This window comes from Desulfobaculum xiamenense, from assembly GCF_011927665.1.
GTDB classification, from domain to species: domain Bacteria; phylum Desulfobacterota; class Desulfovibrionia; order Desulfovibrionales; family Desulfovibrionaceae; genus Desulfobaculum; species Desulfobaculum xiamenense.
In genome coordinates, this window is sequence record NZ_JAATJA010000002.1 from 1,032,506 (window position 1) to 1,055,407 (window position 22,902).

The window sequence follows — 22,902 nt, forward strand, 5'->3', positions numbered from 1 at the left end:
CTAACCCTGAACAAGGAAACCATTCGCAGCTGCTCAGGCTTAGACCATTTTTCTGAGCAAGCGGCCGCGGGCAATGCCCGCGGCCGCCGTTTCAGTAGTGTTTAGTCGGGGATGATCTGGTAGTAGGGCTTCTTGAACAGCACGGTCTCCTTCTTCTCGGGATCGTACTTGGAGTTCACGAAGCACTTCCACTTGGTGTCGTCCAGGCCCAGGAAGTCGCCGCGGTAGTAGAAGCCGGGGTAGCGGGACTCCTCGCGGAACCGGATGTGCTGCATGTGCAGGCGCACGGTCCACAGGCGGTGGTAGTTCTCCCAGCAGCGGAGCAGTTCGTGCAGGTCACGTGCGGCCAGCTTGAGGGAGTCCTCTTCCATCATCTGGAGCAGCCAGAAGCCGGTGTCCAGAAGAGCCTGAGAGGTGGTGTAGTAGGTGCCAACGCCACCGCCGTACTCATCGGTGCACTTAACGAGGCGCATCATGAAGTTCTTCGGGGTGATGTACTCGGGGTTCACCACGGGATCGGTGGAGGCGTCCTTGCCAGCCATGTAGTTGTAGTAAGGACGGTAGATCTCCTTCTTCAGGTCTTCAGCGGTCTCCTTGAGAGAGGGCTTGAAGTCCTTGTGATCCACGTACCAGCGCACCATCTGCTTGCCGACGATACGGCCTTCAGCGTGGGAGCCGGAGGAGAACTTGTGGCCGGAGGCGCCAACGCCATCAGCGCAGGTGAACAGGCCGTTGACGGTGGTCATGCGGTTGTAGACCTTGCCGTTGTCGGCGCGGACCTTGTAGTCCTCGGGCACCCAAGCCTCGTCCGGACCGGAAACCCAGATGCCGCAGCAGCCGGAGTGGGAACCGAGCAGGTAAGGCTCGGTGGGCATGATCTCGGAGCCGCGCTCTTCAGGAGCGCAGTTCATGGCAGCCCACAGGTTGGCCTGGCCAACACACATGTCGAGGAAGTCTTCCCAAGCTTCGGCCTCGAGGTGCTTCTGCTCGGCGGGGGACATGGTGGCGAAGGAGGTCTGAAGGGCGGTCTTGGTGTCCATGAAGATGGGGCCGCGGCCTTCGCGCATTTCGCGGAGCATCATGTGGTTGCGCAGGCAGGTCGGGATGACGTTGCCCTTGGCGTAGCCACGATCCTCGTAGGGCTTGAGCATGGCGCGGTTGGTGGCGCAGTAGTCTTCACCCTTGTAGTTGGTAGCCTTGGCCTTGAAGAGCAGGAACCATGCGCCAACCGGGCCGTAGCCGTCCTTGAAGCGGGCGGGGACGAAGCGGTTTTCCATCATGGTCATTTCGGCGCCAACCTGAGCACACATGGTGTAGGTGGAACCGGCGTTCCAAACGGGGTACCAAGCGCGGCCCATGCCCTCACCAGTGGAGCGGGGGCGGTACACGTTAACGGCGCCGCCGCAGGCAACCACGGCGCAGTTGCACTTGAAGATGTGGACCTTGTTCTCGCGGGCGTTCAGAGCAACGGCGCCGGCGATGCGGTTGGGCTGGTTGGCGTCGAGGAGCATCTTCACGACGAAGATGCGCTCCATGTAGCGCTCCTCACCAAGGGCATTCTTCGCAGCCTCGGCCACGATGCACTTGTAGGACTCACCGTTGATCATGATCTGCCAACGGCCGGAACGAACGGGCTTGGAGCCGGAACGGATGGAGCGGCCAGCGGCCTTGGCAGCGGCGCCGTCCATGTTCTTCTCGTTGTCGTCCTTGCACCACACGGGAAGGCCCCACTCTTCAAAGAGATGGACGGAGTCGTCGACGTGGCGGCCGAGGTCGTAGATCAGGTCTTCGCGGACCAGGCCCATGAGGTCGGTGCGGACCATGCGGACGTAGTCGTCAGCATCGTTGTCACCGAGGTAGGTATTGATGGCGGACAGGCCCTGCGCAACGGCGCCGGAACGCTCGAGAGCGGCCTTGTCGAGGAGCAGGATCTTGGCTTCGGGGGCGAACTTGTCGGCCCAGGCAACGGCTTCGAACGCAGCGCCGCAGTTACCCATGCCACCACCGATCAGGAGAATATCAACGTCACGTTCCTCAATGGTCGGCTCGGCAAGAGCGATTCCACGAGGGGCTTCTTTAACGGGAATCTTAGGCATTGTAGTGCTCCTTAAGCTTTTTGTCTTTGTGAGGACAGCGCGTATCGCACTTGAACCTGATTACAGGACGTCCTTGACGACGAAGGTCTTGTCGGCATCGGTCACGTCGAACTTCTTGCCGAGAGCTTCCTTAGGATCGGTCAGAGCGGTCTCGGTGAAGAGGAACTCGGTGTCCAGATCGCCGGTCACGGGCTTGCCGTCGAAGGGCTTGATGGAGCCTTCAGGGGTGGTGCGGATGGGGAACTTGAAGCGCTTCACGGAACCATTGCGGAACTTGACGGTCCACATGATGTCCTCGGAGGAGCGCAGCGGAATGGAGGTGCCGCCCATGGGAGCGAAGTCGGCGTAGGGGCGTGCGGTGATGGCGCCCTGGGGGCAGATCTTCACGCAGGAGTAGCACTCCCAGCAAGCGTCGGGTTCCTGGTTGTAGGCCCTCATCTCCTCGGGGTCGAGGATCATCAGGTCGTTGGGGCAGATGTACATGCAAGCGGTCTTTTCGCCGCCTTTGCATCCATCGCACTTTGAGGGATCGACATAAGTAGGCATAGTGAATCCTCCAACAAATTAGGGTTGAAACAACAACCATTCCTAAAACATCCCCACCGTAAGCGGAGGAGAATGAAAAACAGGGAAGCACCGAGCCTCCCCGCTTTTTTTCGGTATGACCGGCGCACTGGAGCGTCCTTGTGTGACGCTGTCTGTTCTCAGAGAGCCTGCCCACACGCTACGGTGGGTCGTTTGCAGCTTGCCATCTGTCGAGCTGGGAGGCATTCGCCTTTCCCATCAAACACCGGGGATTAGTGTCTTTTTCGACGCTTGTGATGGAATGAACAAGCAGGGCAATCACTAGCAAGCCCCCGATAAACTGTCAAGACGAAAGTGAATAATATCCCAAGCTGCGGTTCGATTGGCCAATGCCGCGCTCTTGCGGGCGAATTCGGGGCTTTGTGTCAAAGGGCGGCTTGGTCCTTGAAAATGCACAGAACCCTATACATTCATTGAATTCTCATTGCAAGGGGTGTCGGTCGGGTGCGGCGGCGAACCGTGCGCGCCGTTGTCGGATTTTCCCTCTAATATGTATTGGGGGACGTGGATGGCGTTCGATCGTCGTGAAAGATTGCGCAATTCGCGTCCGGAATTGCCCTTGATCCATGCCTGAAGCCGCTTGGCGAAAAAAAAGGAAAAGCCTCGGGAACCGCCCAGTGGCTGGCCCTACGTGGGAATTGTCGAAAATGGGGCGTTAGGGGGTACTTGACATTTGCGCATTTTTTTCACAAACCCCAACGAACGGGCTTCATGCAAAGCTTTTTGACTGAGTTCGGCCGCCCTGCGCATCTGTGCGACACCCCTTTCTGGGCTGAAACAGGGCCGACCGCTGGAAAGGCTAAGGCTGAGTTTGTGAAATTTCAATCAACAATAGGTAAAGGAGTCCACAACATGTCCAAGCTGTTGCCCCCTCATGGTGGAAAGGGCCTCGTCTGCTGCCTGCTGAAAGGTTCTGAGCTGGAAGCTGAAGTCAAGAAGGCCGAAGGCCTCAAGAAGATTGAAATCTCCAACCGCGTGAAGGGCGACCTCATCATGATGGGCATCGGCGGTTTCTCTCCGCTGAATGGCTTCATGGGCAAGGCCGACTGGAAGAGCGTCTGCGAGAAGATGATGCTGTCCGACGGCACCTTCTGGCCCGTACCTGTCGTTTGCGACACCAATGACGAAGCCGTTGCCGCTGGCGACGAGATCGCTCTGGTCGGCAAGGACGGTATCGTCTACGCCACCATGAAGGTCGAAGAGAAGTACGAGCTTTCCCAGGACGAGAAGAAGTGGGAATGCGAGACCGTTTTCAAGGGTGAAGGCGAAGACTCCAAGCGCTTCTGGGATGTGGCTCTCGAAGACCATCCCGGCGTGAAAATGGTCATGGCTCAGGGCCGCTTCAACCTGGCCGGCCCGGTGAAGGTCCTCTCCGAGGGCACCTACCGTGACCGTTTCCCGGGCGTCTACCTGACCCCCGCCGAGACCCGCGCCATGTTCGAGGAGCGTGGCTGGAGCCGCGTTGCCGCTCTGCAGCTGCGCAACCCCATGCACCGTTCCCACGAGTTCCTGGCCAAGATCGCCGTGGAAGTCTGCGACGGCGTGATCATCCACTCCCTCATCGGCAACCTGAAGCCCGGCGACATCCCGGCTGACGTGCGCATCAAGTGCATCCAGACCCTCATTGAGAAGTACTTCGTGAAGGAGAACATCATCAATGGCGGCTACCCGCTCGACATGCGCTACGCCGGTCCCCGCGAAGCCCTGCTGCACGCCACCTTCCGTCAGAACTACGGCGTCTCCCACATGATCATCGGTCGCGACCATGCCGGTGTGGGCGACTTCTACGGTCTGTTCGAGGCTCAGGAGATCTTTGATCGCATCCCCTACGCCACCTTCGAGGAAGCTTGCGCGGTGCCCGGAAAGGCTCTGCTCTGCAAGGCCATGAAGATCGACTGGACCTTCTACTGCTTCAAGTGCGACGGCATGGCCTCCCTGCGCACCTGCCCGCACACCAAGGAAGACCGCGTCATCCTGTCCGGCACCAAGCTGCGTAAGGCCCTTTCCGAGGGCGCCGTGGTTCCGGATCACTTCGGCCGTGACGAAGTCCTCGAGATCCTCCGCAGCTACTACGAGGGTCTGACCGAGAAGGTCGAGATCAAGATGCAGGGCGCCGCTTCCGGCGACCAGATGAAGTAGGATTCTACTCTCTGACTCTCTGCTCTCACGGGGAGGCGCCTGCGGGCGCCTCCCTTTTTCTGTAAGTCGCCGATGTGCGCCGGGCGCAAATCCTGCGGAGCGCTGTGGTCCCGGCCGCTCTGCGGTGCCCGTGGTGCCAGCGCAGGACGAACGATTCCCGCGTCTGGCGAATCGCATTAGGAATTTGACGAGACTTGGCGCGCTCACAATTGGACATGGGCACTTCACGAAGTGCTGCGCGAGCGCGTATAGTGGCGCAGTCGCATGTCCGGTTTCGTTCACCTCCTGACCTGCGGCGTAAGGGCTGTCCATGCCCGGACTTTGCGCCATGGGGGCCGCGTCGGCCGGTGCCTTGAGCGTACCACAGGCGCTGTCCGGTCGTGTAGCGGTGTCGCGCGGCACTTGCCCACCGGGTGGAGTTAGGATACGTAGGTGGACTTCCTTTCTGCATACCGGAAAAAATATGAACGAAAAAAAGTACGACAAGAAATTCTCCAGACGTGACGGCGAAAGCCGCGAGGCTCGCCCCGCCGCGCGGGACCAGTGGTCTATTACAGAGGAACTGGTGGACATCGACCGCCAGCTGACGCGCATTCTGGCCCGGCGCACGACGCTTTTGGCCAAGGCGGCAGGGTCGCGCAAGCGCAAGGGCAAGTCCCTTGTGGACCCCAGTCAGGAAAAATCCATGCGCGCGGTGTGGGAGGAACTGGTCAAGCGCCAGGGCTTCGACGCCACGACCGTCCGCAAGCTCTTCAACCTTTCCAACGGGCTCGCCTACGGTTACGCGCAGGCGGACGAGCAAGGCGAGAAGGCGTTTATCATGCGCCCCCGCCGCGAGACGCTCTCCCTCGACATGCCCGGTCCGCGCGCCCTTGTGGAAACCCGCATGTGGGCTGCGCTCGCCGCGGCCGCTGGCGTCGAGTGTACGCTTGAGCCGGTCGTGCTCAACGATCCCATCGTCGAACTGGTCAAGGCGCTCAATCAGGCTGGCGCGTCCATCTCTCGCGAGAAGGGCGTGGTCCGCTGCACTGGTGCCGTTCCGGACTTTTCCGGAAAGACCGTGTTCGCTGGCAGCGATGAGCTGAATTTTTACATGATGCTGGCCATGGCCATGCCCGAGCCGGGCATCTCCATGTTCTCGGGCGGTACGCCGCTCAAGGTCATGGATCTGCGCCCGGTCATTCACGTCCTGTCCGGACTGGGCATTCGCCTGACCACGCTTGAGCCGCAGTCCAACGGTGTGCCCGTACGCATGGAGAGCGGTGGCATGACCACCAATCGCTTCCGCGTGCCCGAAGGGTTCCCCGCCGAGGCGGCCGCAGCCATGGCCCTCTTCGGTCCCACCTTCCCCGATGGCATTGAGTTCACCTGGGGTTCCGACTGGAACGATGGCGGGTTGCTTGGTCGTGTGGCGGCTGTGCTCAAGGAGTGTGGCATTCCCTGCACGCTGACTGAGGACTCGTTCTCCGTTGCCCGCGCCCGCTACGCAATGCCCAAGGCACCCCGGCTGGCCCTTGATCCCATGCTCTGCACGACGCTTCTCGCCGCCCCGCATTTTGGCAGCGGCAAGGTGCGCCTTGCGGGCGTCTGGCCCGCCGACAACGCTGTGGCCATGGCCGCCGTTGAGCTTCTCAAGGCTCTTGGCATGCGTGTCGAGGTCGGCAAGGATGCCATCGTCAGCGAGCTTGGCGAGCGTCCCGAACAGCTTGATCTCGACGTGACTGTCTGCCCGCGCTTCGCGCCCCTGGCGCTTGCCGCCGGTTTCGCGTCCCGCTCCGGCGCACGCGTGGCCGTGGGCGAGGGCTTCGACTCCGCCGCTGCCATGGAGCTTGGCGAACGTCTTGGCCGCTTTGTGCGTGTCAGCCCCGACAAGCTCGTCGTGGCGGCCGCTCCTCGCGGCAGCATGTGGGAAGAGGGTGCGTCGTGGGTCAGCCCCGCTCCGGAGTGGAGCCTCGGGCTTGCTCTCGCGTCGTATGCCGCCCCCGGCATCGTGCTGGCCAACCCCGGCGATCTCGCCGCGCTGTGGCCGGAGTTCTGGCAGCTTTTCGTCAATGGTTTCACACCGAAAATCGAGAAGAAGGAACCCGATGACGATGGAGACAAGAAAGGACGACGTGTCCGTATCGGATGACATCGAAACCCTTTCCCGCGAATTCGAGGAGTTCAAGCTCCAGAAGGAAGCGGCGGAGGCTCAGGTGAAAAATCTCCGCAACGCTGAAGACCCCAAAAATGGGGTCTTCTATGCGCAGGAGATTTTTCACCTTCAGCAGGACAAGCTCCGACTCGACACGGAAATGGAAATCCGCAGGCGGCGTATGAACCGCCTGCGCATGGCCGAGGCTGACAACGGTTTCCTGTTCTAGGATTCTGCACTTCAGGCGGCCCTGCGGGGCCGCCACAGCCCGAGAGGATTACGCATGCCCCTGAACCTGACCCAGAAGATCATCGACGCCCACAGACTGAGCGGGGACATGGTCCCCGGCGCGGAAGTGGGCCTGCGCATCGACCAGACGCTGACACAGGACGCCACGGGTACCATGGCCCATCTCCAGTTCGAGGCCATGGGACTCGACAGGGTGCAGACAGAGCTTTCCGTGAGCTATGTCGACCACAACACCTTGCAGATGGGTTTTCGCAATCCGGATGACCATCGCTATCTGCGCACCGTCGCGGCAAGGTATGGCATCGTGTTTTCCCCTGCGGGCACAGGCATCTGCCACCAGCTTCATCTCGAAAACTTCGCCGTTCCCGGCAAGACGCTCATCGGCTCGGACAGCCACACCCCCACCGCGGGCGGTCTGGGCTGTCTGGCCATGGGCGCGGGCGGCCTCTCCGTCGCGCTGGCCATGGCTGGCGAACCCTACTTCATCTCCATGCCCCGCGTTGTCCGTGTGCATCTCACCGGCGAACTGCGCGGCTGGGCCACCGCCAAGGACGTCATCCTCCACCTGCTCGGCCTTTTGAGCGTGAAGGGCGGCGTGGGACGCGTGATGGAATACTGCGGTCCCGGCGTGGCTACACTCTCGGTTCCTGAGCGCGCAACGATCACCAATATGGGCGCGGAGCTTGGCGCGACCACGTCCATCTTCCCCAGCGACGAGCGCACCCGCGAATTCCTCGCCGCCATGGGACGCGAGGGCGACTGGACGCCGCTTTCCGCCGATGCCGACGCCGTCTACGACGAGACCGTCGAGATCGACCTGTCGAGCCTCGAACCGCTGGCCGCCCAGCCGCACATGCCCGACCGGGTGATTCCCGTGCGCGAGCTGGCCGGGTTGAAGGTCGATCAGGCCGCCATCGGCTCCTGCACCAACTCGTCCTATGCCGACCTCAAGACCGTTGCGCGGATGCTCGATGGCCGTCAGGTGAGCCGCACCACCGACCTCATGATTTCTCCCGGCTCCAAGCAGGTTCTGACCATGCTTGCCGCCGAGGGCCTCGTCTCCCCGCTCATTTCCGCAGGCGCGCGTCTTCTCGAATGCACCTGCGGTCCGTGCATCGGCATGGGCGGTTCGCCCGTGAGCGGCGGCGTGTCTGCCCGCACCTTCAATCGCAATTTCGAAGGCCGCAGCGGCACGCAGGATGCCAAGGTCTACCTCGTCAGCCCGCAGACCGCGGCCATGGCCGCACTGAACGGCGAGTTCACCGATCCCGCCACGTGGGGCGATGCTCCCGAAAAGCCCGTGCTGCCCGAGAGGACGCCGGACATTCGCCATCTGTTCATCTTCCCGCCCGCAGATGGGCGCGGCATGGACATCCAGCGCGGACCGAATATCGTGCCGCTGGAGCAGTTTCCCGCATTGGCCGAGACCATCGAGACCGGCGTGCGGCTCAAGGTCGGCGACGACATCACCACGGACCACATCCTGCCCGCCGGTGCCCAGATCACCGCGCTGCGCTCCAACATCCCCGCCATCAGCGAGTATATTTTCTCGCGAGTGGACGCGGGATTCGTTTCGCGCATCCGCGAGGCCGGGCACGGCGTCATCGTCGGCGGCGAGAACTACGGTCAGGGCTCCAGCCGCGAGCATGCGGCCCTTGGCCCGCGCCACCTCGGCGTGCGCGCGGTCATCGTGAAGTCCCTTGCCCGCATCCATCGCGCCAACCTCGTCAATTTCGGCATTCTGCCGCTGATTTTCGCCGACAAGGACGACTATGAGCGCATCGCCGAAGGTGACTCCATTGTCATCGACACGCACCTCATCACCCCCGGCGGTATGTTCGAAGTGCTTGTCAACGGCGAGGAAAGCATTAAAGTTACAAATGATTTGACGGAAAAAGAGCTGGCTATTATTCAGGCAGGCGGCCTGTTGAACTCCGTTCGCCAGTCCCTTGGACGCTAACGCAATACACTTCGACTACCGGGAGAATCTATGCTCGACGGAATGCGACAGCATGCCAGTTCCTGGATCGTGAAGATCCTGTTCGGCATCATCATTGTTGTCTTCGTCTTCGCCTTTGGCTCGGGTACCCTGAGCAACCGCGCGAATGGCGGTGCCGTTCTCGCCTACGTGAACGAGTCCCCCATCCTCATCAAGGACTTCGAGATGGCCTATCAGAGGGCCGTCGAGGCCCTGCGCCGTCAGAATCCCGGCATCTCCAGCGATGACCTTGCCAGCGCCGGATTCAAGAATCAGGTGCTTAACCGCATGATCAACGACTCGCTCCTCACTGCCGAGGCCGACAGGCTCGGCGTCACTGTGAGCAAGGACGAGATCCGTGCCCGCATCCTTGAAATCGAGGCCTTCCGCAACAAGGACAACGCCTTCGATACCCTGGTCTATCAGGCCGTTCTGCGCGGTAGCCACCTGCAGCCCGCCGAGTTTGAGGCTGACATGGCCGAGCAGATCCGTAGCGAGAAGCTGCGCAAGCACCTGAACCTCTCGGTCACCGTCACCGAAGAGGAAGCCTACGACATGTTCCGCTTCGCCGCCGAGCAGGCCCGCATTGAGTACTTGCTCTTCGGCTGGAAGGACTTCGCCGATCAGGTGACCCCGGCCGACGCCGACATCGAGAACTTCTACAAGACCAACGAGGCGAACTTCCGCCGTCCCGCTACTGCGGACTTCGCCACCCTCACCTTCACCCCCCGCGCCCTTGCCGCCCGTCAGGACGTCACCGCCGAGGAGATGAAGGTCTACTACGACGCCAACATGTCGCAGTTCGAGCAGCCCGAGATGGTTTCCGCTCGCCACATCCTCATCAAGGTGGCCCCCGGCGCTTCCGCTGCCGAGGTTGAAACCGCCCGCAAGAAGCTTCTCGACATTCAGGGCCGTTTGTCCAAGGGCGAATCCTTCGCCCAGCTTGCCGAAAAGTATTCCGAGGGCCCCAGCTCCGTGCGCGGTGGCGACCTCGGCTGGTTCCCCCGTGGCGCCATGGTCGAGCCTTTCGAGAAGGCCGCCTTCGCCCTTGAGGCTGGTCACGTTTCCGCCCCCGTGCGTACCGACTTCGGTTGGCATCTCATCCGCGTGGACGAGAAGCGCGCCGCTGGCGTCAAGACCTTCGACGAGGCCCGTGAGGAGATTCGTTCCCTCATCGCCGAGGAGAAGGCTTCCGAGCGCATTTCCGACGTTCTCGATCAGGCCCTCGAACAGATTCTCGCCGGTGACAAGATCGACAAGATCGCTGCCGATGCTGGTCTGACCGCTGTCCAGACCGGTCCCATGACCAAGGATATGCTCGCTTCCCGCCTCGGCGTGAGCGAAGAGGACGCCGACAGGCTCTTCTCCACCTCCCTTGGCACCGGAACCGACACTCCCGTCAGCGTCGATCAGGGCTACATGATCGCCTTCAAGGTCGCTGAGACCGAGGCGACCATCGCTCCTCTCGACGAGGTGCGCGAGCAGATCGTCGAGGCTCTCAAGCGTCAGGGCGCTACCGCCCTCGCGCAGGGCAAGGCCGATGCCGTGCTCGCCGAGCTTCGCGATGCCGACAAGGCCAAGGCCGCCATGGCCGAATACGGCAAGTCCATGGAGAAGAGCGCCGAGTTCGGCCGTCAGGGCTTCATCCCCGGACTGGGCATGAATCCCGGACTGGTCGAGGCCGCTTTCCTGACCGAAGTCAGCAACTGGCTGCCCCAGTCCTACACCGTCGGCGAAGGCGTCGTCATCGCCCGTATGGTCGAGCGCGTCATGCCTTCCGACAAGCTCTGGAATACCCAGAAGGACTACGTCCTCGACGCCCTTACCCGGACCAAGGAAAACGAAATGTTCCAGGCTTTCCTGAAGTCCCTGCGCGACAAGGCCGAGATTCGCGTCGCTGATAGCCGCGTTCTCGAATAGCCCCATCGCCATATCGAGCCATCATCAAGCCCGCCGGAGTCCCTCCGGCGGGCTTTTTTGTGGGCGTCAGTTGTGTCCTGCCGTATCGCGTGGGCGCTGTGGCTGGGCCGTATCGTTCTTTGACGGGTGCAAGCCGTAGGCTCCGCCGGCCAAGGGGCCGCTGGCCCCCTGGACCCCCGATATGCGATGGGCGTGGGTGCCCTTGGCGGGGCGTGCGGCTTATAGGGACGAAGCCCTAGTGAGGATTGTCAAGGGGGTCACCCCCTTGACCGGGTCCGGGCAGAGCCCGGCCGCCGGAGGCTGTGCTCCGCGCAGCGGCGAGCGCTGTGGCTGGGGCGTGTCGTTCGCTGCCACATGCAAGCCGTAGGCTCCGCCGGCCAAGGGGCCGCTGGCCCCAGGACCCCTGATATGCGATGGGCGTGGGTGCCCTTGGCGGGTCGTGTGGCTTATACGGACGAAGCCCTAGTTGGGATTGTTAAGGGCCCACGGCCCTTGACCGGGGTCCGGGGCTGGCCCCGGCCGCCGGAGGCTGTGCTCCGCGCTGCGGCTCGGCTGTGTGAGCGGCTCGTGCCGTGGCGGCCGGGCGACGTGGGCATGAAAAAGCCCCACGGGGGGAGACCCGTGGGGCGCAGGATGAGACGAGGGGTGAAGTGTCCTTCGTCGGGCAGGGCTATTTTTCTTTCTTGAAGATGATGAGCGGGCAGTTCTTGCAGATGTCCGCGCCGGGGAAGTGGTCGCCGGGGCGGGTGATGGAGCCGGAACCGTGCTGGGCCTTGCGGTCGAGCAGGCGGTTGACGGTGGGCGCGATGTGCTCGCCGGGGATGATGACGTTGATCTCGCCGCGCTCGGTCTTTCCGGCGTTGTAGCTGCCGCTGCATGCGGGGAGCATGTTGAACTTCTTCTGGGTGAAGGAGTAGACGTTGCCGCCGCAGGCCGAGGAATTGATGGTGATGTTGGTCTTGAGCGGATGGACGTCCATGGCGGCGGCGTAGTCCACGGCCAGGTGGTAGGCCTGCATGTTGTCACAGTAGAAATGGACGGTGTCGGGGTCGAAGAAGGTATCGCCCAGCGGGGAAACGACAACGGCCAGCAGCTCGTTTTCGGACAGGCGAGCCTTGGTGGAGATGAAGCGCTCGGCCTGATCCTTGTCTACACAGTACTTGGCGTGGCTCTTGATCTCGCCTTCGTCCATGGGCTTCCAGCCGAAGGCGAAGCAGGCGTTGGAGCAGCCGAGCTGTTCCTTGCCGGCCAGCACGGTCTGGCCCTTCATGCGTGCGGCAAGCTCCCACTGGCAGAAGGTCATGGGCTTCACGGCGGAGTAGTACTCCGGAGCGTTCTCCTGGAAATCCTTGAGTTCGGCTTCGTCGAAGATGAACTTCACGGCGATGGGGTAGTGCATCAGGCGGAGTTCATCCATGAGGGTGTGCTGAATGGACTTGTAGTCGTGGCTGAGTACGGCCATTGGTGTTTCCTCCGGAGTGTTGTCTTTCGCGGGGGAATGCGCACGAGCGCGCCCCACGTGGTGTGAACGATGTGCCTTGCGCACCTGCCTGGTGCGTTGCGAAGGACTGAATAGGCTTTAATCTCCGGGCTTGGAAGAAATTCCAGCCGAATGTTATTTAATTCACAATCAATAGGTGCGAAGACGAAAAATGGCGTACGGCGGGACGTGGACGGCGCGAGTGCTGTGTGTGGGCTACGCTTTGTTGGGGATGGGAATGTATTTTGATGTGGAAAAAAGCGGGGGCCGGGCGTTTTGGGATGAACTGGACGCGGCTAGAGGCGGTCGAGCGGTTTGAAGTAGTGCCGCCAGAATTCCGTGGCGAGGGTGGCGATTTTCATGGGGACGTAGACGTAGGCGACGATCATGATGACTGCGTAGAGATAGCCGCCATTCCACGGATTGCGCTTGTAGTAGATGTAGTCCGGATGGTTCCAGATGACGAAGAAGAGGAAGACGCCGCCGATGATGTGGATGAGGGAGCCGAATTTGTGGCTGCGTGTGAAGTAGATGAAGTAGATAAGGGCCATCGTTGCGATGTAGATGAGTATCGCAATGGGGGTCATGAGATCGGTGGAGACTTCCAGCGCTCTCATGACGAGGACGAGCAGGAGTTCGGTATACTCGCGGAGCATGGTTTGCCTCCCAGTGTGTCTGCGTAATGCATAACACACTGGGCAGGCAATGCAATGCGCGCGTGCGCGTGAAGGCTAGGCGGGGTGGGCTTCGGCGAGGGCCATGCGGATGAACTTGAGGTTCGGCCACACAATGCCGGTGAGAATGAGCGCCGCACCGAATATCTGCCATGCGACGAGCGGTTCGCCGAGCAGCAGCCATGCGCAGAACACGGTGGTGATCGGCTCCACGCAGGAGAAAATGGACGTGTAGGTGCCGCCGACGGTGTCGATGGCGAGATACATGAACACGATGGCGAACACGGTGGGCACCAGGCCGAGGCTCAGCGCGAGGATGACGCCGGTGCGGTCAAGCTCGAAGAAGTGCGTGGGCACTCCGGCGATGCACGAGAAGAACGCGCCCGCGAAGAACAGCACGTAGAGCGTGACGGCAAGCGGATTTTCGCCCTTGAGCAGCACCTGCGCCAGGAGCATGTTCACGGTGATGCCGAGCATGCAGCTAATGGCGTAGGCGATGCCGCGGATGTCCGCCTCGTGCTGGAAGGCATCGAAGAAGACGAGGGCGCAGCCCGCAAAGATGAGCACGAGGGAGGTCGTGAGGCTGCGGGTGATGCGCTCCTTGAAGATCAGCGCGGAGAGGATGGTCACCAGCGCCGGATAGCCGTAGATGATGAGCGCGGTGGTGGACGCGGGGATGTACTTCACCGCGCCGATGTATCCGGTGCTCTGCATGGGGTAGGCGATGAAGCCGAGGGCCGCCGCCTTGATCAGCGATTTTCTGCTGATGCGGAAGAGGGACGGATTGGTGACGGCGAAATATCCGGCCAGCATGAGGAAGCCGAAGACGAAACGGTACTGGAGAATCTCGAAAGTATCCATACCGTGAGCATAGCCGATCTTGCCGAAGACGGGCAAAAGGCCGAACGCGCACGCCGAGATGATGGCATAAATGATACCACGGGCCACGGGAAGTCCTCCGAAGACGAGTTTGTAGGAGGAGATGTCTAACGCTGCCCGGAGGTTACGGCAAGGGATTTCGGCTAATAATGGGGGTTCTCAGCGATTGTGCCGATAAATCGAAGGGATGCGGGTGATTGCTCGCATCCCTTCGTGATGTGATCGGATGGGGTGGTGGGGCGCTACGTCAGGCGGGGTGCGTTGCGCCGTGTCCCTGTCGCAGAAGGTCGATGTTGGGCCAGACGATGCCGATGATGATGAGCAGACCACCGGCGACCTGCCACGGCGCGATGGGGTCGCCGAGGATGATCCACGAGGCGATGACCGTGGTCACCGGTTCGAGGGTCGAAAAGACGGATGTGTAGGAACTGCCGATGGTTCCGATGGCCATGTACAGGAGCGTCACGGCGAGGACCGTGGGCACGAGGCCGAGAGCGAGGGCGATGAGCACGCCGTCGCGTCCGTAGTTCAGCAGAGTGGCCGGACCGCCCGCCACAGCGCAAAAGGCGACGGATGCGAAACTGATGACGTAGAAGGTGATGGTCAGCGGGTTCTCGTCGCGCAGGAAACACTGCACGGCGACGAGATACATCGAGAAGAGGAACATGGAGGTGACGGCGAGCAGGATGCCGCGAATATCGGCCTGCTTCATGAACGCATCGCAGAAGACGATGGCGCAGCCAGCGACGACCAGCGCCAGCGACGAGGCCTGCCTGCGCGACACGCGTTCCTTGAGGAAGAAGGCGGCGAGCAGCGTGACCGTGACCGGGTAGAAGTAGAGAATGAGCGAGGTCGTCGAGGCGGGGATGTATTTGACGGACCCCATGAAGCACGCGCTTTCGATGGGGTAGGGGATCAGCCCGAGCAGCGCGGCTTTGGCCAGTGAGCGCGGCCTGATGCGCAGCAGTTGCGGGCGGGTTACCGCGTAGAATGCGCCAAGGATGAGCGCGCCGAACAGGAAGCGGTACTGGAGAATTTCGAAGGTGCCCATGCCGTGGGCATAGGCGATCTTGCCGAGGATGGGCAGAAAGCCAAACGAGCAGGCGGAGATAATGGCGTAAATGAGACCACGAAGCACGGGAAATCCTCCACGATGGAATTTGTGAGACTGATACTCCCGTGCTCCTGGTCGAACAAGTGAATAATGCGCCGCTAGACCATGCGCTTGACGATTTCGTGGTGGTTGATGAACACGCGGTTCACGTAGGTGATGGTTTCGCCGAAGGTGGGCACGCGGCCGTAACGGTCGTAGATCAGTTCGCCGGTGCTCGTGTTGCCGAGGCCTGCGTTGTATCCGGCCGTGGCGGCCATGATGTTGCCGTTTCGGGCCTTGAGGTTCTTCGCGATCATCCGGACCATGGCCGGAATGGACGTGCGGTACATCACACGTTGGTCGAAGCCCATCAGGAACTGCGCGTCCTTCTCGTCGAAGATGTCGCGCCCGGCGAGGTTCTCCTCGATGTAGGCGCGGAACTTCTGGCGTGCGTCCTTGACCTGCGCGTCGAATTCCTGAACCCGTGCGTGGAGCTGCAGGTACTTTTCGGCCATGGGTAGGCGCTTGCCGGATTTGGCGGCCTGAAGCGCGGTGATGAGGAGGGTGTCCCTGTCGCCGCCCACCTTGCGCATTTCGGCGCGGGTGGACTTCCATTTTTCGCGCAGCGCCCTGTAGCTGTCTATCTCGCGCGCCCATTCGGTGCGGCGGTAGGGTGCGCGGCGGTGCTCGGGCAGGTCTCCGGCGCACAGCATTTTGTAGTCGTGCGCGGTTTCGGGCATGAGCTGGCAGGGGCCGACAGCGAAGGCCCGCGACACGGCGAATTCGCAGAAGAAGGATTCCGCGGTGATCTGGGCGACAACCCATGCCGGATCGACGGGATAGATGTGCTCATTCTCGCGTACGCCCTGCACGATCCAGTGGCAGGCGTTGACCACGCGCTTTTCCAGATCGACCTCGGCGTAGGGACGTTTCCAGATGGGCAGCTTGCGGCCCCGGAAATGTGCGTCGGCAAAATCGAGCATGGCCCGCGAGAGACGCCGGGCGTAGAGCGCGGCGGATTCGCCTTGCACGGGCGGGGCGTACTCCGTGGGGATGATGACGTTGACGGGCGGCTCGGTCCGCAGGGGCACGGAAGCCTGTGCCGTACGGGCCGAGAGCGCTCCCGCCAGAGGCAGAAGCGCGGACGCGATGAGAGCTTTCATGGCCTTGCGGCGTGCGGGATCCATGACGGATTGCGATGGCGAAAACATGGTTGCCAGCTTACCAGAATGGTTTGGTTGGGGTGAAGGGAATCTTTGTCGTGTTGTTTCGAGCCCATGCCGAAGGCTGCCGCGAATGGGCAGGAAGAACGGTGGCTTCGGCCGGGGAAATGTATGGTGGCGTTCTGGTGTGGCGCGAGGCGAAGGGACCGCCTGCGCCGGGTCAGCTCCGTTTGAGAAGGCGCATGCCGTAATCGGCCTGTCCAAGGGAGATGCATGCGTCGCCGGGAGAGGTCTGGCGATGCGAGAGCGGGGTCAGCCCGCGTGCCGCCAGAAGGCGCGGCAGACTTTCGGCGAGGGTCACGTTGTGCATGACACCGCCGGACAGGCCCACCGTGTCCACACCGTGTCTCGCGGCGATGGTCGCGGCGGCGTCGGCCAGAGCGTGGGCGAGGCCGAGGTGGAATCGACGGCTGATGACACCAGCGTCGACGCCTGCCTGCCAATCGTTATGGACCTGCCTGAACAGGGCGAGGGTGTCAAGCACATCCGCAGCGTCGGCGCGCTGCGTTAGACCGCACTCGTAGATGTGGGATTCGTCCATGGCCTGAATCGCCTCCAGCCGGATGGCGGCCTGCGCCTCGTAGTCCACGCACAGCGAGACGTCGAGCATGGCGGCCACGGCGTCGAACAGGCGTCCGCAACTGGTGCTGACGGGGCTGTTCAGCCCGCGTTCGAGCATGACGGCACACATGCGCGAGGCCGGGGCGTGGGCGTCGAGCCATGGCCACGGGCGGTTCTGCGGCGCGGTGATGCCCAGCTCGTGCAGATAGGCCTGCGCAATGCGCCACGGCTCGCGGATGGCGGCTTCGCCGCCGGGCAAGCGCACGGGCGAGAAATGCGCGAGGCGCTGGTGGGTCAGAGCGATGTTGTCTACGAGCAGGAATTCGCCGCCCCACAGCGTTGCGTCCTCGCCGTAGCCGGTGCCGTCCAGCGCGAGGACCAGCGCGCGGCCTTCGTGGCGGTTTTCGGCCATCACGGCGTGGGCGTGCGCCATGTGATGTTGCAGGGTATGCACGGGCAGTCCGGATTCCTCGTCGGCCCAGCGCGAGGTCATGTAGTCCGGGTGCAGATCGCGCACCACGGCTTGCGGGGACGTCTGGAGGATGTCTGTGAGGTGCGCGGCGATTTCACGGTAGAAGCCGAAGGTTTCGAGGTTCTCCATGGTGCCGATGTGCTGGCTCACAAAGGCCTGATTGCCCTTGGTCACGCACAGGGTGGTCTTGAGCTCCGGTCCGGTGCCGAACACACTGGGTCCATCCTCGGCGAGGAAGACCGGGCGCGGCGTGAAGCCGCGCGCGCGGCGCATGAAGAGCGGGGCCGGACCGTCGCCGGGATCGATGATGCGCACCACGGAGTCGTCGCAGCGGATGAGGATGTCGCGGTTGTGCAGCAGGAAGAGGTCCGCGATGCCGCCGAGGCGGGCGAGGGCCTCGCGGTTGCCGATGCTGATCGGTTCGGAGCTCATGTTGCCGGAGGTGGCGACCAGCGCCGGGATGCGGCCGTCGGGCGCGAATTCGCGGTAGTGGACGAACAGCACGTGATGCAGCGGCGTGTAGGGCAGCATGATGCCGATGTCCGACGTGTCCGGTGCGAGTCCGGGGGCGAGCGCTGCACTGTCGTCCCGGCGGCGCAGGATGACGATGGGTCGCTCGATGCCGGAGAGCCATTTGGCCTCGGCGGGGGAAACATGGGCCACGGCGCTTGCGGTGTCGAGGTCCGGCACCATGACGGCCAGCGGCTTGCCGTAGCGGTTCTTGCGTTCGCGTAGCCGCGCCACGGCCTCGGCATTGGTCGCGTCGCACACGAGGTGGAAGCCGCCAAGGCCCTTTACGGCCATGATGCGCCCTTCGGCGAGGGCGCGCGCCGCCTCGCGCATGGCCTGCGGGCCTCGCGAACGCTCCGCTCCGGCGGCGTCGGTCATCCACACTTCCGGTCCGCACTGGGGGCAGGCGTTGGGCTGGGCGTGGAAGCGCCGGTCCAGCGGATTGGTGTATTCGGCCCGGCACATCTCGCACATGGGGAAGCAGGCCATGGAGGTCTTGTCCCGGTCGTAGGGGATGGAGCGGGTGATGGTGTAGCGCGGGCCGCAGTTGGTGCAGTTGGTGAACGGGTAGAGGTAGCGCGGATTTTCCGGATCGAGCATGTCGTGCAGGCAGTCCGGGCAGGTGGCCACGTCCGGGCTGATGAGCACGCTGTGTCCCTCGCCGCCGGTGGAGAGCAGAATCTCGAATGCCTCTTCGCCCTCGCGCGGGGTCAGAGGCTTTCGCTCGCAGGTGACGATGCTCGCCAGCGGCGGCAACCTGTGGTGCAGGTCGTGCTCGAAGGCGGCGGTCTGCTCCGACGTTCCCTGAATTTCCACCACCACGCCTTCGGGGGTGTTGCGCACGTTGCCGGTCAGCGTGTGGTCGAGGGCGATGCGGTAGATGAACGGGCGGAATCCGACGCCCTGAACGGCACCGGTGATGGTGAAGCGGATGCGGGATGATTCTGCGTCGATGGTGGCTGCGTGTTCGTTCATGGCGTGCGTGGGGTTCGGGTTCAGCTGATTTTTGCGTACAGGCGGCGCAGTGCCCCCCGTGCGAGGCGTGTGGGCCGGAAGGCGACCGGGTCGAGGATGCCGGGAACGACGAAGCCCGTGGCGTCGAAGGCCTCGGGCCTGTCCAGCGGATAGGCGATGTCGGCGGGGTCGGCTCCGGGCAGGGCGCGGGCGATGGCCTCGCGCCACAGGGCAATGTCCGCCGGGGAAAGTTTGAGCAGGCCGTAGAGTGCGGTGTCGAGGGCCTGCGGATTGGCCGAGGCGGCAAGCAGGCCGAGCGCGAAGGGCGAGCCGTCGCGCGGGCCGCTCTCGTGCATGGCGTTTACGCCGTCGAGCAGCGTAACCACCGGCGGCAGCGCCGCGCAGACCTCGGTGATCATGGCTTCGAAGCGGTTGTCGCATTCGCCGAAGCGGGTGTGGGCGATGGCCTTGCGCATGCCGCACACGCAGCCGAAGAGGTTCTTGACTGCGGCGGTGATGCGCATCTGGCAGTGGGCCTTGAGCCGGGGCAGGTTCAGGATGCGGTCCGCCTCCAGCGCGTCGCGCGAGAGACCGATGGATGCCCCGAAGGACAGGCGCAGCGCCTCGGGATTGCCGAGGGTGCGCACCGGGATGCCGAGGGGGGCCAGCGTCTGTGCGAGGCCGCATTTCCGGGCCACGCCGTCGGCTGTGCCAAAGGCGGGAGAGTCCGCCACCACCACGCGCGCACCCAGATCGAGCAGGTAGGCGCAGACCGCGCGGGCCACGGCGGGTTCGGTGCAGGCCAGCGGATTGCCCGCCGCCACAAGGTTCGGCTTCACGAGCACCGTTTCGCCGGGGCGGAAGGCGACGCCCGTCGCGTCCAGAAGGCGCGGCACGAGAGCCGCAAGACGGTCCGGAGCATAGTCCGGGCATTGGGCGAGAGCCACTGGGACCGGGGACGAAACGGACATGGCCGGTACCGTATACCGGGCAGCATGCGCTGGCAAGGCGCTTCGGCGGCTGGCTGCGGAAGCGGGGCTTCCGGTCGCCGCCGAAGCGTTGCGGGATGGCTGGGTAGGGTTATTCCCGGATGATGACGATCAGATCCTTGGGCCCGTGCACGCCGATGGTCAACTGCATTTCGATGTCCGCCGTGCGCGATGGGCCGGAGATGAGGATGGCGTTGGTCGGCATGCCGTCGGCCCATTTCTGCTTGTCCATGAGCTGGACGAAGTTGGCGTGGATGGTGTCCGCGTCGAGCACGGCGATGTGCACCGGCGGCACCAGCGACATGAGGCGTGGCTCGTCCGGCGTGGGCCACAGGGCGATGGCTCCCTGCTCGGCTATGGCGCCGATGGTGCCGGTAATGGCGGCGTCCACCGACGAGAACAGACGTTCCTTGTAGTCGGCAAGGTCGCCTTCCCATGTCTCCAGCGGGGGCAGGCCTTCGCCACCCGCCTTCCATGCCTTGGCCACGTCCTTGCCAATGGCGGTGCCCGGCGCGTGGAGCAGGGCATTCCATCCCCGGCCGGAAACGAGTTCGCGCAGCTTGTCGGCCCAGCCGTCGGTGGGCGTCACCAGCACTTCGGCCGCCGAAGCGGTGAGGAGCTTCTTCATGCGTTCCACGCGCTGCTTCGTGTTCCAGCGGGGAATGGGCATGGGCTCGGCGCGGGGCACGAAGCCCTTGGCCTTGCGGTTGGCGGCGACCAGCCGGGAAAGGATGCGTTCGCGGGAGCTTTCGTTAGACATCGTCCACTCCTTCCTCCCTGCAACGGCGGTGCAGGCTCTTGCGTGCGAGCTTGGGGCGCGTGCGCGCGCTCATCCATGCGCCGAGGGGCCCGACGGCGGGCAGTCTGTCACCAAGAAGCCCCGCCATGCGCGTGGCCAGTTCGTTAAGCTTCGGCGTGGTGTTGACGAGTTGCCAGCCCTTCCAGACCGCGGCCTCGGTGCACGAGCGTCCGGCTCCGTGGCCGCGCACCGTTCCCTCGCCGGACGGGGCGTTGAGTTCGCTACGCAGGCGGCGTAGCAGGTCCGGGATGGGAATCATGGCCGGGCAGACCTCTTCGCAGGCGTTGCATAGGCTGGAGGCGGTGGTCAGCTTGCCCGCCTCGTCCAGCCCGACCATCTGCGGGGTGAGAATCTTGCCGATGGGGCCGGGGTAGACGTGGCCGTAGGCATGTCCGCCGATGCGCGTGTACACCGGGCAATGGTTCAGGCACGAGCCGCAGCGGATGCATTGCAGCGTCTGGCGCAGTTCCGGATCGGCGAGGATGTCGCTGCGTCCGTTGTCGAGCAGGATGAGGTGGATTTCGTCCGGACCGTCGCGCTCGCCCTTGCGGCGCGGCGAGGTGATCATGTTGAAATAGGTGGTGATGAGCTGGCCCGTGGCCGACGCGGTGAGCAGGCGATACACGGGGTGGATGTCCTCCAGCTTCTCGATGACCTTCTCGATGCCTGCCACGGCGATGTGCAGGGGCGGGGCCGTGGTGCACATGCGCCCGTTGCCCTCGTTCTCCACGAGGCACAGGGTGCCCGTCTCGGCTACGGCGAAGTTCACGCCCGAGAGGCCCGCATCGGCCTCCATGTACTTGCGGCGCAGGGTCTTTCGCGCGATGGCGTTGAGTTCCGGGATGTCCTCGGTGAGGGGGGTGTCCGGCAGGTGCTGGTGGAAGATTTCGCCCACCTGCCTACGGTTCTTGTGCACGGCGGGGACGATGATGTGCGAGGGCGGCTCCCCGGCGAGCTGGATGATGAATTCCCCGAGGTCCGTCTCGGCCACCTCGATGCCGTGGGCTTCGAGGAAGTGGTTGAGGTGCATCTCCTCGGAGACCATGGACTTGCCCTTGACCAGCCGCGTGGCGTTGTGGCTGCGCAGGATGGAGAGCACGAGGGCGTTGGCTTCGTCCGTGGTTTCGGCCCAGTGCACGTGGATGCCGTTCTTCGTGCAGTTTTCTTCCAGCTTCTGGAGCAACTTCGGGAGCTTGGCCAGCGTGCGGCGACGGATGGCCCGCACAGCCGCGCGCAGGCGTTCGGTTTCCTCCGGGTCGGACAGCAGTGCCCTGCGCTTGAGGACGAATCCGCCCATGGCTGCGGCGAAATTGCCGCGCAATTGCTGGTCCGCCAGCGCCTTGTTCACGTTCGCCTTGAAATCGAATGCCTTAGCCATTGGTCCTCTCCCATATGAACTCGGCGATGTGCTTGCCGGTCATGGCCAGTCCCATGCGGTCCAGCGCGCCGGTGATGTTCATGAGGCAACCGCAGTCCGCCGTAAGCAGAACCTGCGCGCCGGTGCGAAATGCCGCCTCGGCCTTGTCCCGAACCATCGCCGCCGAGATTTCCGGTTGCTTCACGGAGAATGTGCCGCCGAAGCCGCAGCACTCGTATTCCTTTTCCAGCTCGACGAGGGTGACGTTTTCGAGTTGGCCGATGAGGTCCTTGCAGATGCCGATGATGCCCATCTCGCGCATGGCGTGGCAGGAGGAGTGCCAGGTGACGGTGACGGGCGCGCCCTTGTCCGCGAGGCGGATGCCGCAGACGCGCACGAGGAATTCCGTGAGTTCGAAAACGCGGTTGGAGAAGGCCTTGGCCCGGAAGTAGTCCGGGTCGCCCTCGAAGAGCTTCGGATAGTGGCGATGCATCATGCCTGCGCAGGAGCCGGAGGGCACAATGATGGGCCAGTCGCGCGGGAAGCTGTCCAGTTGCTTTCGCGCCACTTCGCGGGCCTCGTCCATGTAGCCAGAGTTGTAGGCGGGCTGCCCGCAGCAGCTCTGGTCCTGCGGATAGACGACGCGCAGGCCTTCGCGTTCGAGCAGCCGGATTCCGGCCATGCCCGCGTCCGGGTAGGCCATGTCCACGAGGCAGGTGCCGAAGAAGTACACGTTCTTCGGCTTTTCCGGGTAGATGCGCATGATGCCTCCGCAGCTTGGTTCGAGTCCGCCGTCCGCGCGTGGCGGGC

The 22,902-nt window shown here is 63.3% G+C and carries 17 protein-coding genes; 5 read left to right on the top strand and 12 right to left on the bottom strand.

The features are described 5' to 3' along the window. Positions 1-101 precede the first annotated feature (101 nt). Together aprA and aprB are read right to left on the bottom strand one after the other, a co-directional pair. A complete protein-coding gene (aprA, locus tag GGQ74_RS12390; RefSeq protein WP_167941853.1) occupies positions 102-2,096 on the bottom strand; it encodes an adenylyl-sulfate reductase subunit alpha in 1,995 nt (664 codons plus the stop codon). A 60-nt stretch (positions 2,097-2,156) separates the two neighbouring features. After that, on the bottom strand, positions 2,157-2,642 hold the full coding sequence (aprB, locus tag GGQ74_RS12395; RefSeq protein WP_167941854.1) for an adenylyl-sulfate reductase subunit beta: 486 nt from the start codon (positions 2,640-2,642) through the stop codon (positions 2,157-2,159). Positions 2,643-3,533: 891 nt separating this feature from the next. Here aprB and sat point away from each other — a divergent pair. The 5 genes from sat to GGQ74_RS12420 all read left to right on the top strand — a co-directional run bounded on the left by sat (position 3,534) and on the right by GGQ74_RS12420 (position 11,101). Beyond that, positions 3,534-4,820: a sulfate adenylyltransferase gene (sat, locus tag GGQ74_RS12400; RefSeq protein WP_167941855.1), complete on the top strand. Its 1,287-nt coding sequence runs from the start codon at positions 3,534-3,536 to the stop codon at positions 4,818-4,820. A 463-nt stretch (positions 4,821-5,283) separates the two neighbouring features. Further along, positions 5,284-6,951: a chorismate mutase gene (locus GGQ74_RS12405; protein WP_167941856.1), complete on the top strand. Its 1,668-nt coding sequence runs from the start codon at positions 5,284-5,286 to the stop codon at positions 6,949-6,951. Continuing rightward, positions 6,914-7,183 carry a hypothetical protein gene (locus GGQ74_RS12410; RefSeq protein ID WP_167941857.1) on the top strand — a complete coding sequence of 90 codons (270 nt, stop codon included), beginning with the start codon at positions 6,914-6,916 and terminating at the stop codon, positions 7,181-7,183. The genes GGQ74_RS12405 and GGQ74_RS12410 overlap by 38 nt, the downstream gene beginning before the upstream one ends. Before the next feature lie 54 nt (positions 7,184-7,237). Further along, the gene (locus GGQ74_RS12415) at positions 7,238-9,163 is read left to right on the top strand and encodes an aconitate hydratase (protein ID WP_167941858.1); all 1,926 of its coding nucleotides are present in this window, start codon (positions 7,238-7,240) and stop codon (positions 9,161-9,163) included. Positions 9,164-9,193: 30 nt separating this feature from the next. Beyond that, complete coding sequence (locus GGQ74_RS12420; protein ID WP_167941859.1) at positions 9,194-11,101, top strand: SurA N-terminal domain-containing protein; 1,908 nt, start codon at positions 9,194-9,196, stop codon at positions 11,099-11,101. 670 nt (positions 11,102-11,771) lie between these two features. Here GGQ74_RS12420 and GGQ74_RS12425 read toward each other — a convergent pair. The 10 genes from GGQ74_RS12425 to GGQ74_RS12470 all read right to left on the bottom strand — a co-directional run bounded on the left by GGQ74_RS12425 (position 11,772) and on the right by GGQ74_RS12470 (position 22,855). After that, positions 11,772-12,563, bottom strand: coding sequence for a DUF169 domain-containing protein (locus GGQ74_RS12425; protein ID WP_167941860.1), 792 nt, complete (start codon positions 12,561-12,563; stop codon positions 11,772-11,774). A 314-nt stretch (positions 12,564-12,877) separates the two neighbouring features. Continuing rightward, positions 12,878-13,237 (bottom strand): hypothetical protein, encoded by a 360-nt coding sequence (locus GGQ74_RS12430; protein ID WP_167941861.1) that lies wholly within the window; start codon positions 13,235-13,237, stop codon positions 12,878-12,880. Between the two features lie 75 nt (positions 13,238-13,312). Further along, positions 13,313-14,203: an EamA family transporter gene (locus GGQ74_RS12435; RefSeq protein WP_167941862.1), complete on the bottom strand. Its 891-nt coding sequence runs from the start codon at positions 14,201-14,203 to the stop codon at positions 13,313-13,315. Positions 14,204-14,381: 178 nt separating this feature from the next. Then, on the bottom strand, positions 14,382-15,272 hold the full coding sequence (locus tag GGQ74_RS16515; protein WP_167941863.1) for an EamA family transporter: 891 nt from the start codon (positions 15,270-15,272) through the stop codon (positions 14,382-14,384). 74 nt (positions 15,273-15,346) lie between these two features. Continuing rightward, positions 15,347-16,414, bottom strand: coding sequence for a lytic transglycosylase domain-containing protein (locus tag GGQ74_RS12445; protein WP_209280164.1), 1,068 nt, complete (start codon positions 16,412-16,414; stop codon positions 15,347-15,349). Between the two features lie 196 nt (positions 16,415-16,610). Continuing rightward, positions 16,611-18,968, bottom strand: coding sequence for a carbamoyltransferase HypF (gene hypF, locus GGQ74_RS12450; RefSeq protein WP_167941864.1), 2,358 nt, complete (start codon positions 18,966-18,968; stop codon positions 16,611-16,613). A 20-nt stretch (positions 18,969-18,988) separates the two neighbouring features. Then, entirely contained in the window at positions 18,989-19,918 is a 930-nt protein-coding gene (locus GGQ74_RS12455) for a DUF362 domain-containing protein (protein WP_167941865.1), read from the bottom strand. Positions 19,919-20,027: 109 nt separating this feature from the next. Next, on the bottom strand, positions 20,028-20,696 hold the full coding sequence (locus GGQ74_RS12460; protein WP_167941866.1) for a LutC/YkgG family protein: 669 nt from the start codon (positions 20,694-20,696) through the stop codon (positions 20,028-20,030). Further along, positions 20,689-22,113, bottom strand: a complete 1,425-nt coding sequence (locus GGQ74_RS12465; protein ID WP_167941867.1) for a LutB/LldF family L-lactate oxidation iron-sulfur protein — start codon at positions 22,111-22,113, stop codon at positions 20,689-20,691. The genes GGQ74_RS12460 and GGQ74_RS12465 overlap by 8 nt, the downstream gene beginning before the upstream one ends. Then, entirely contained in the window at positions 22,106-22,855 is a 750-nt protein-coding gene (locus GGQ74_RS12470) for a (Fe-S)-binding protein (RefSeq protein ID WP_167941868.1), read from the bottom strand. The genes GGQ74_RS12465 and GGQ74_RS12470 overlap by 8 nt, the downstream gene beginning before the upstream one ends. Between the last annotated feature and the right edge of the window lie 47 nt (positions 22,856-22,902).

Excerpts from the sequence above, each read along its gene's own strand:
- aprA (WP_167941853.1), bottom strand. The coding sequence starts at position 2,096 with ATGCCTAAGATTCCCGTTAAAGAAGCCCCTCGTGGAATCGCTCTTGCC.
- aprB (WP_167941854.1), bottom strand. The coding sequence starts at position 2,642 with ATGCCTACTTATGTCGATCCCTCAAAGTGCGATGGATGCAAAGGCGGC.
- sat (WP_167941855.1), top strand. The coding sequence starts at position 3,534 with ATGTCCAAGCTGTTGCCCCCTCATGGTGGAAAGGGCCTCGTCTGCTGC.
- GGQ74_RS12405 (WP_167941856.1), top strand. The coding sequence starts at position 5,284 with ATGAACGAAAAAAAGTACGACAAGAAATTCTCCAGACGTGACGGCGAA.
- GGQ74_RS12410 (WP_167941857.1), top strand. The coding sequence starts at position 6,914 with ATGGAGACAAGAAAGGACGACGTGTCCGTATCGGATGACATCGAAACC.
- GGQ74_RS12415 (WP_167941858.1), top strand. The coding sequence starts at position 7,238 with ATGCCCCTGAACCTGACCCAGAAGATCATCGACGCCCACAGACTGAGC.
- GGQ74_RS12420 (WP_167941859.1), top strand. The coding sequence starts at position 9,194 with ATGCTCGACGGAATGCGACAGCATGCCAGTTCCTGGATCGTGAAGATC.
- GGQ74_RS12425 (WP_167941860.1), bottom strand. The coding sequence starts at position 12,563 with ATGGCCGTACTCAGCCACGACTACAAGTCCATTCAGCACACCCTCATG.
- GGQ74_RS12430 (WP_167941861.1), bottom strand. The coding sequence starts at position 13,237 with ATGCTCCGCGAGTATACCGAACTCCTGCTCGTCCTCGTCATGAGAGCG.
- GGQ74_RS12445 (WP_209280164.1), bottom strand. The coding sequence starts at position 16,414 with ATGGATCCCGCACGCCGCAAGGCCATGAAAGCTCTCATCGCGTCCGCG.
- hypF (WP_167941864.1), bottom strand. The coding sequence starts at position 18,968 with ATGAACGAACACGCAGCCACCATCGACGCAGAATCATCCCGCATCCGC.
- GGQ74_RS12455 (WP_167941865.1), bottom strand. The coding sequence starts at position 19,918 with ATGTCCGTTTCGTCCCCGGTCCCAGTGGCTCTCGCCCAATGCCCGGAC.
- GGQ74_RS12460 (WP_167941866.1), bottom strand. The coding sequence starts at position 20,696 with ATGTCTAACGAAAGCTCCCGCGAACGCATCCTTTCCCGGCTGGTCGCC.
- GGQ74_RS12465 (WP_167941867.1), bottom strand. The coding sequence starts at position 22,113 with ATGGCTAAGGCATTCGATTTCAAGGCGAACGTGAACAAGGCGCTGGCG.
- GGQ74_RS12470 (WP_167941868.1), bottom strand. The coding sequence starts at position 22,855 with ATGCGCATCTACCCGGAAAAGCCGAAGAACGTGTACTTCTTCGGCACC.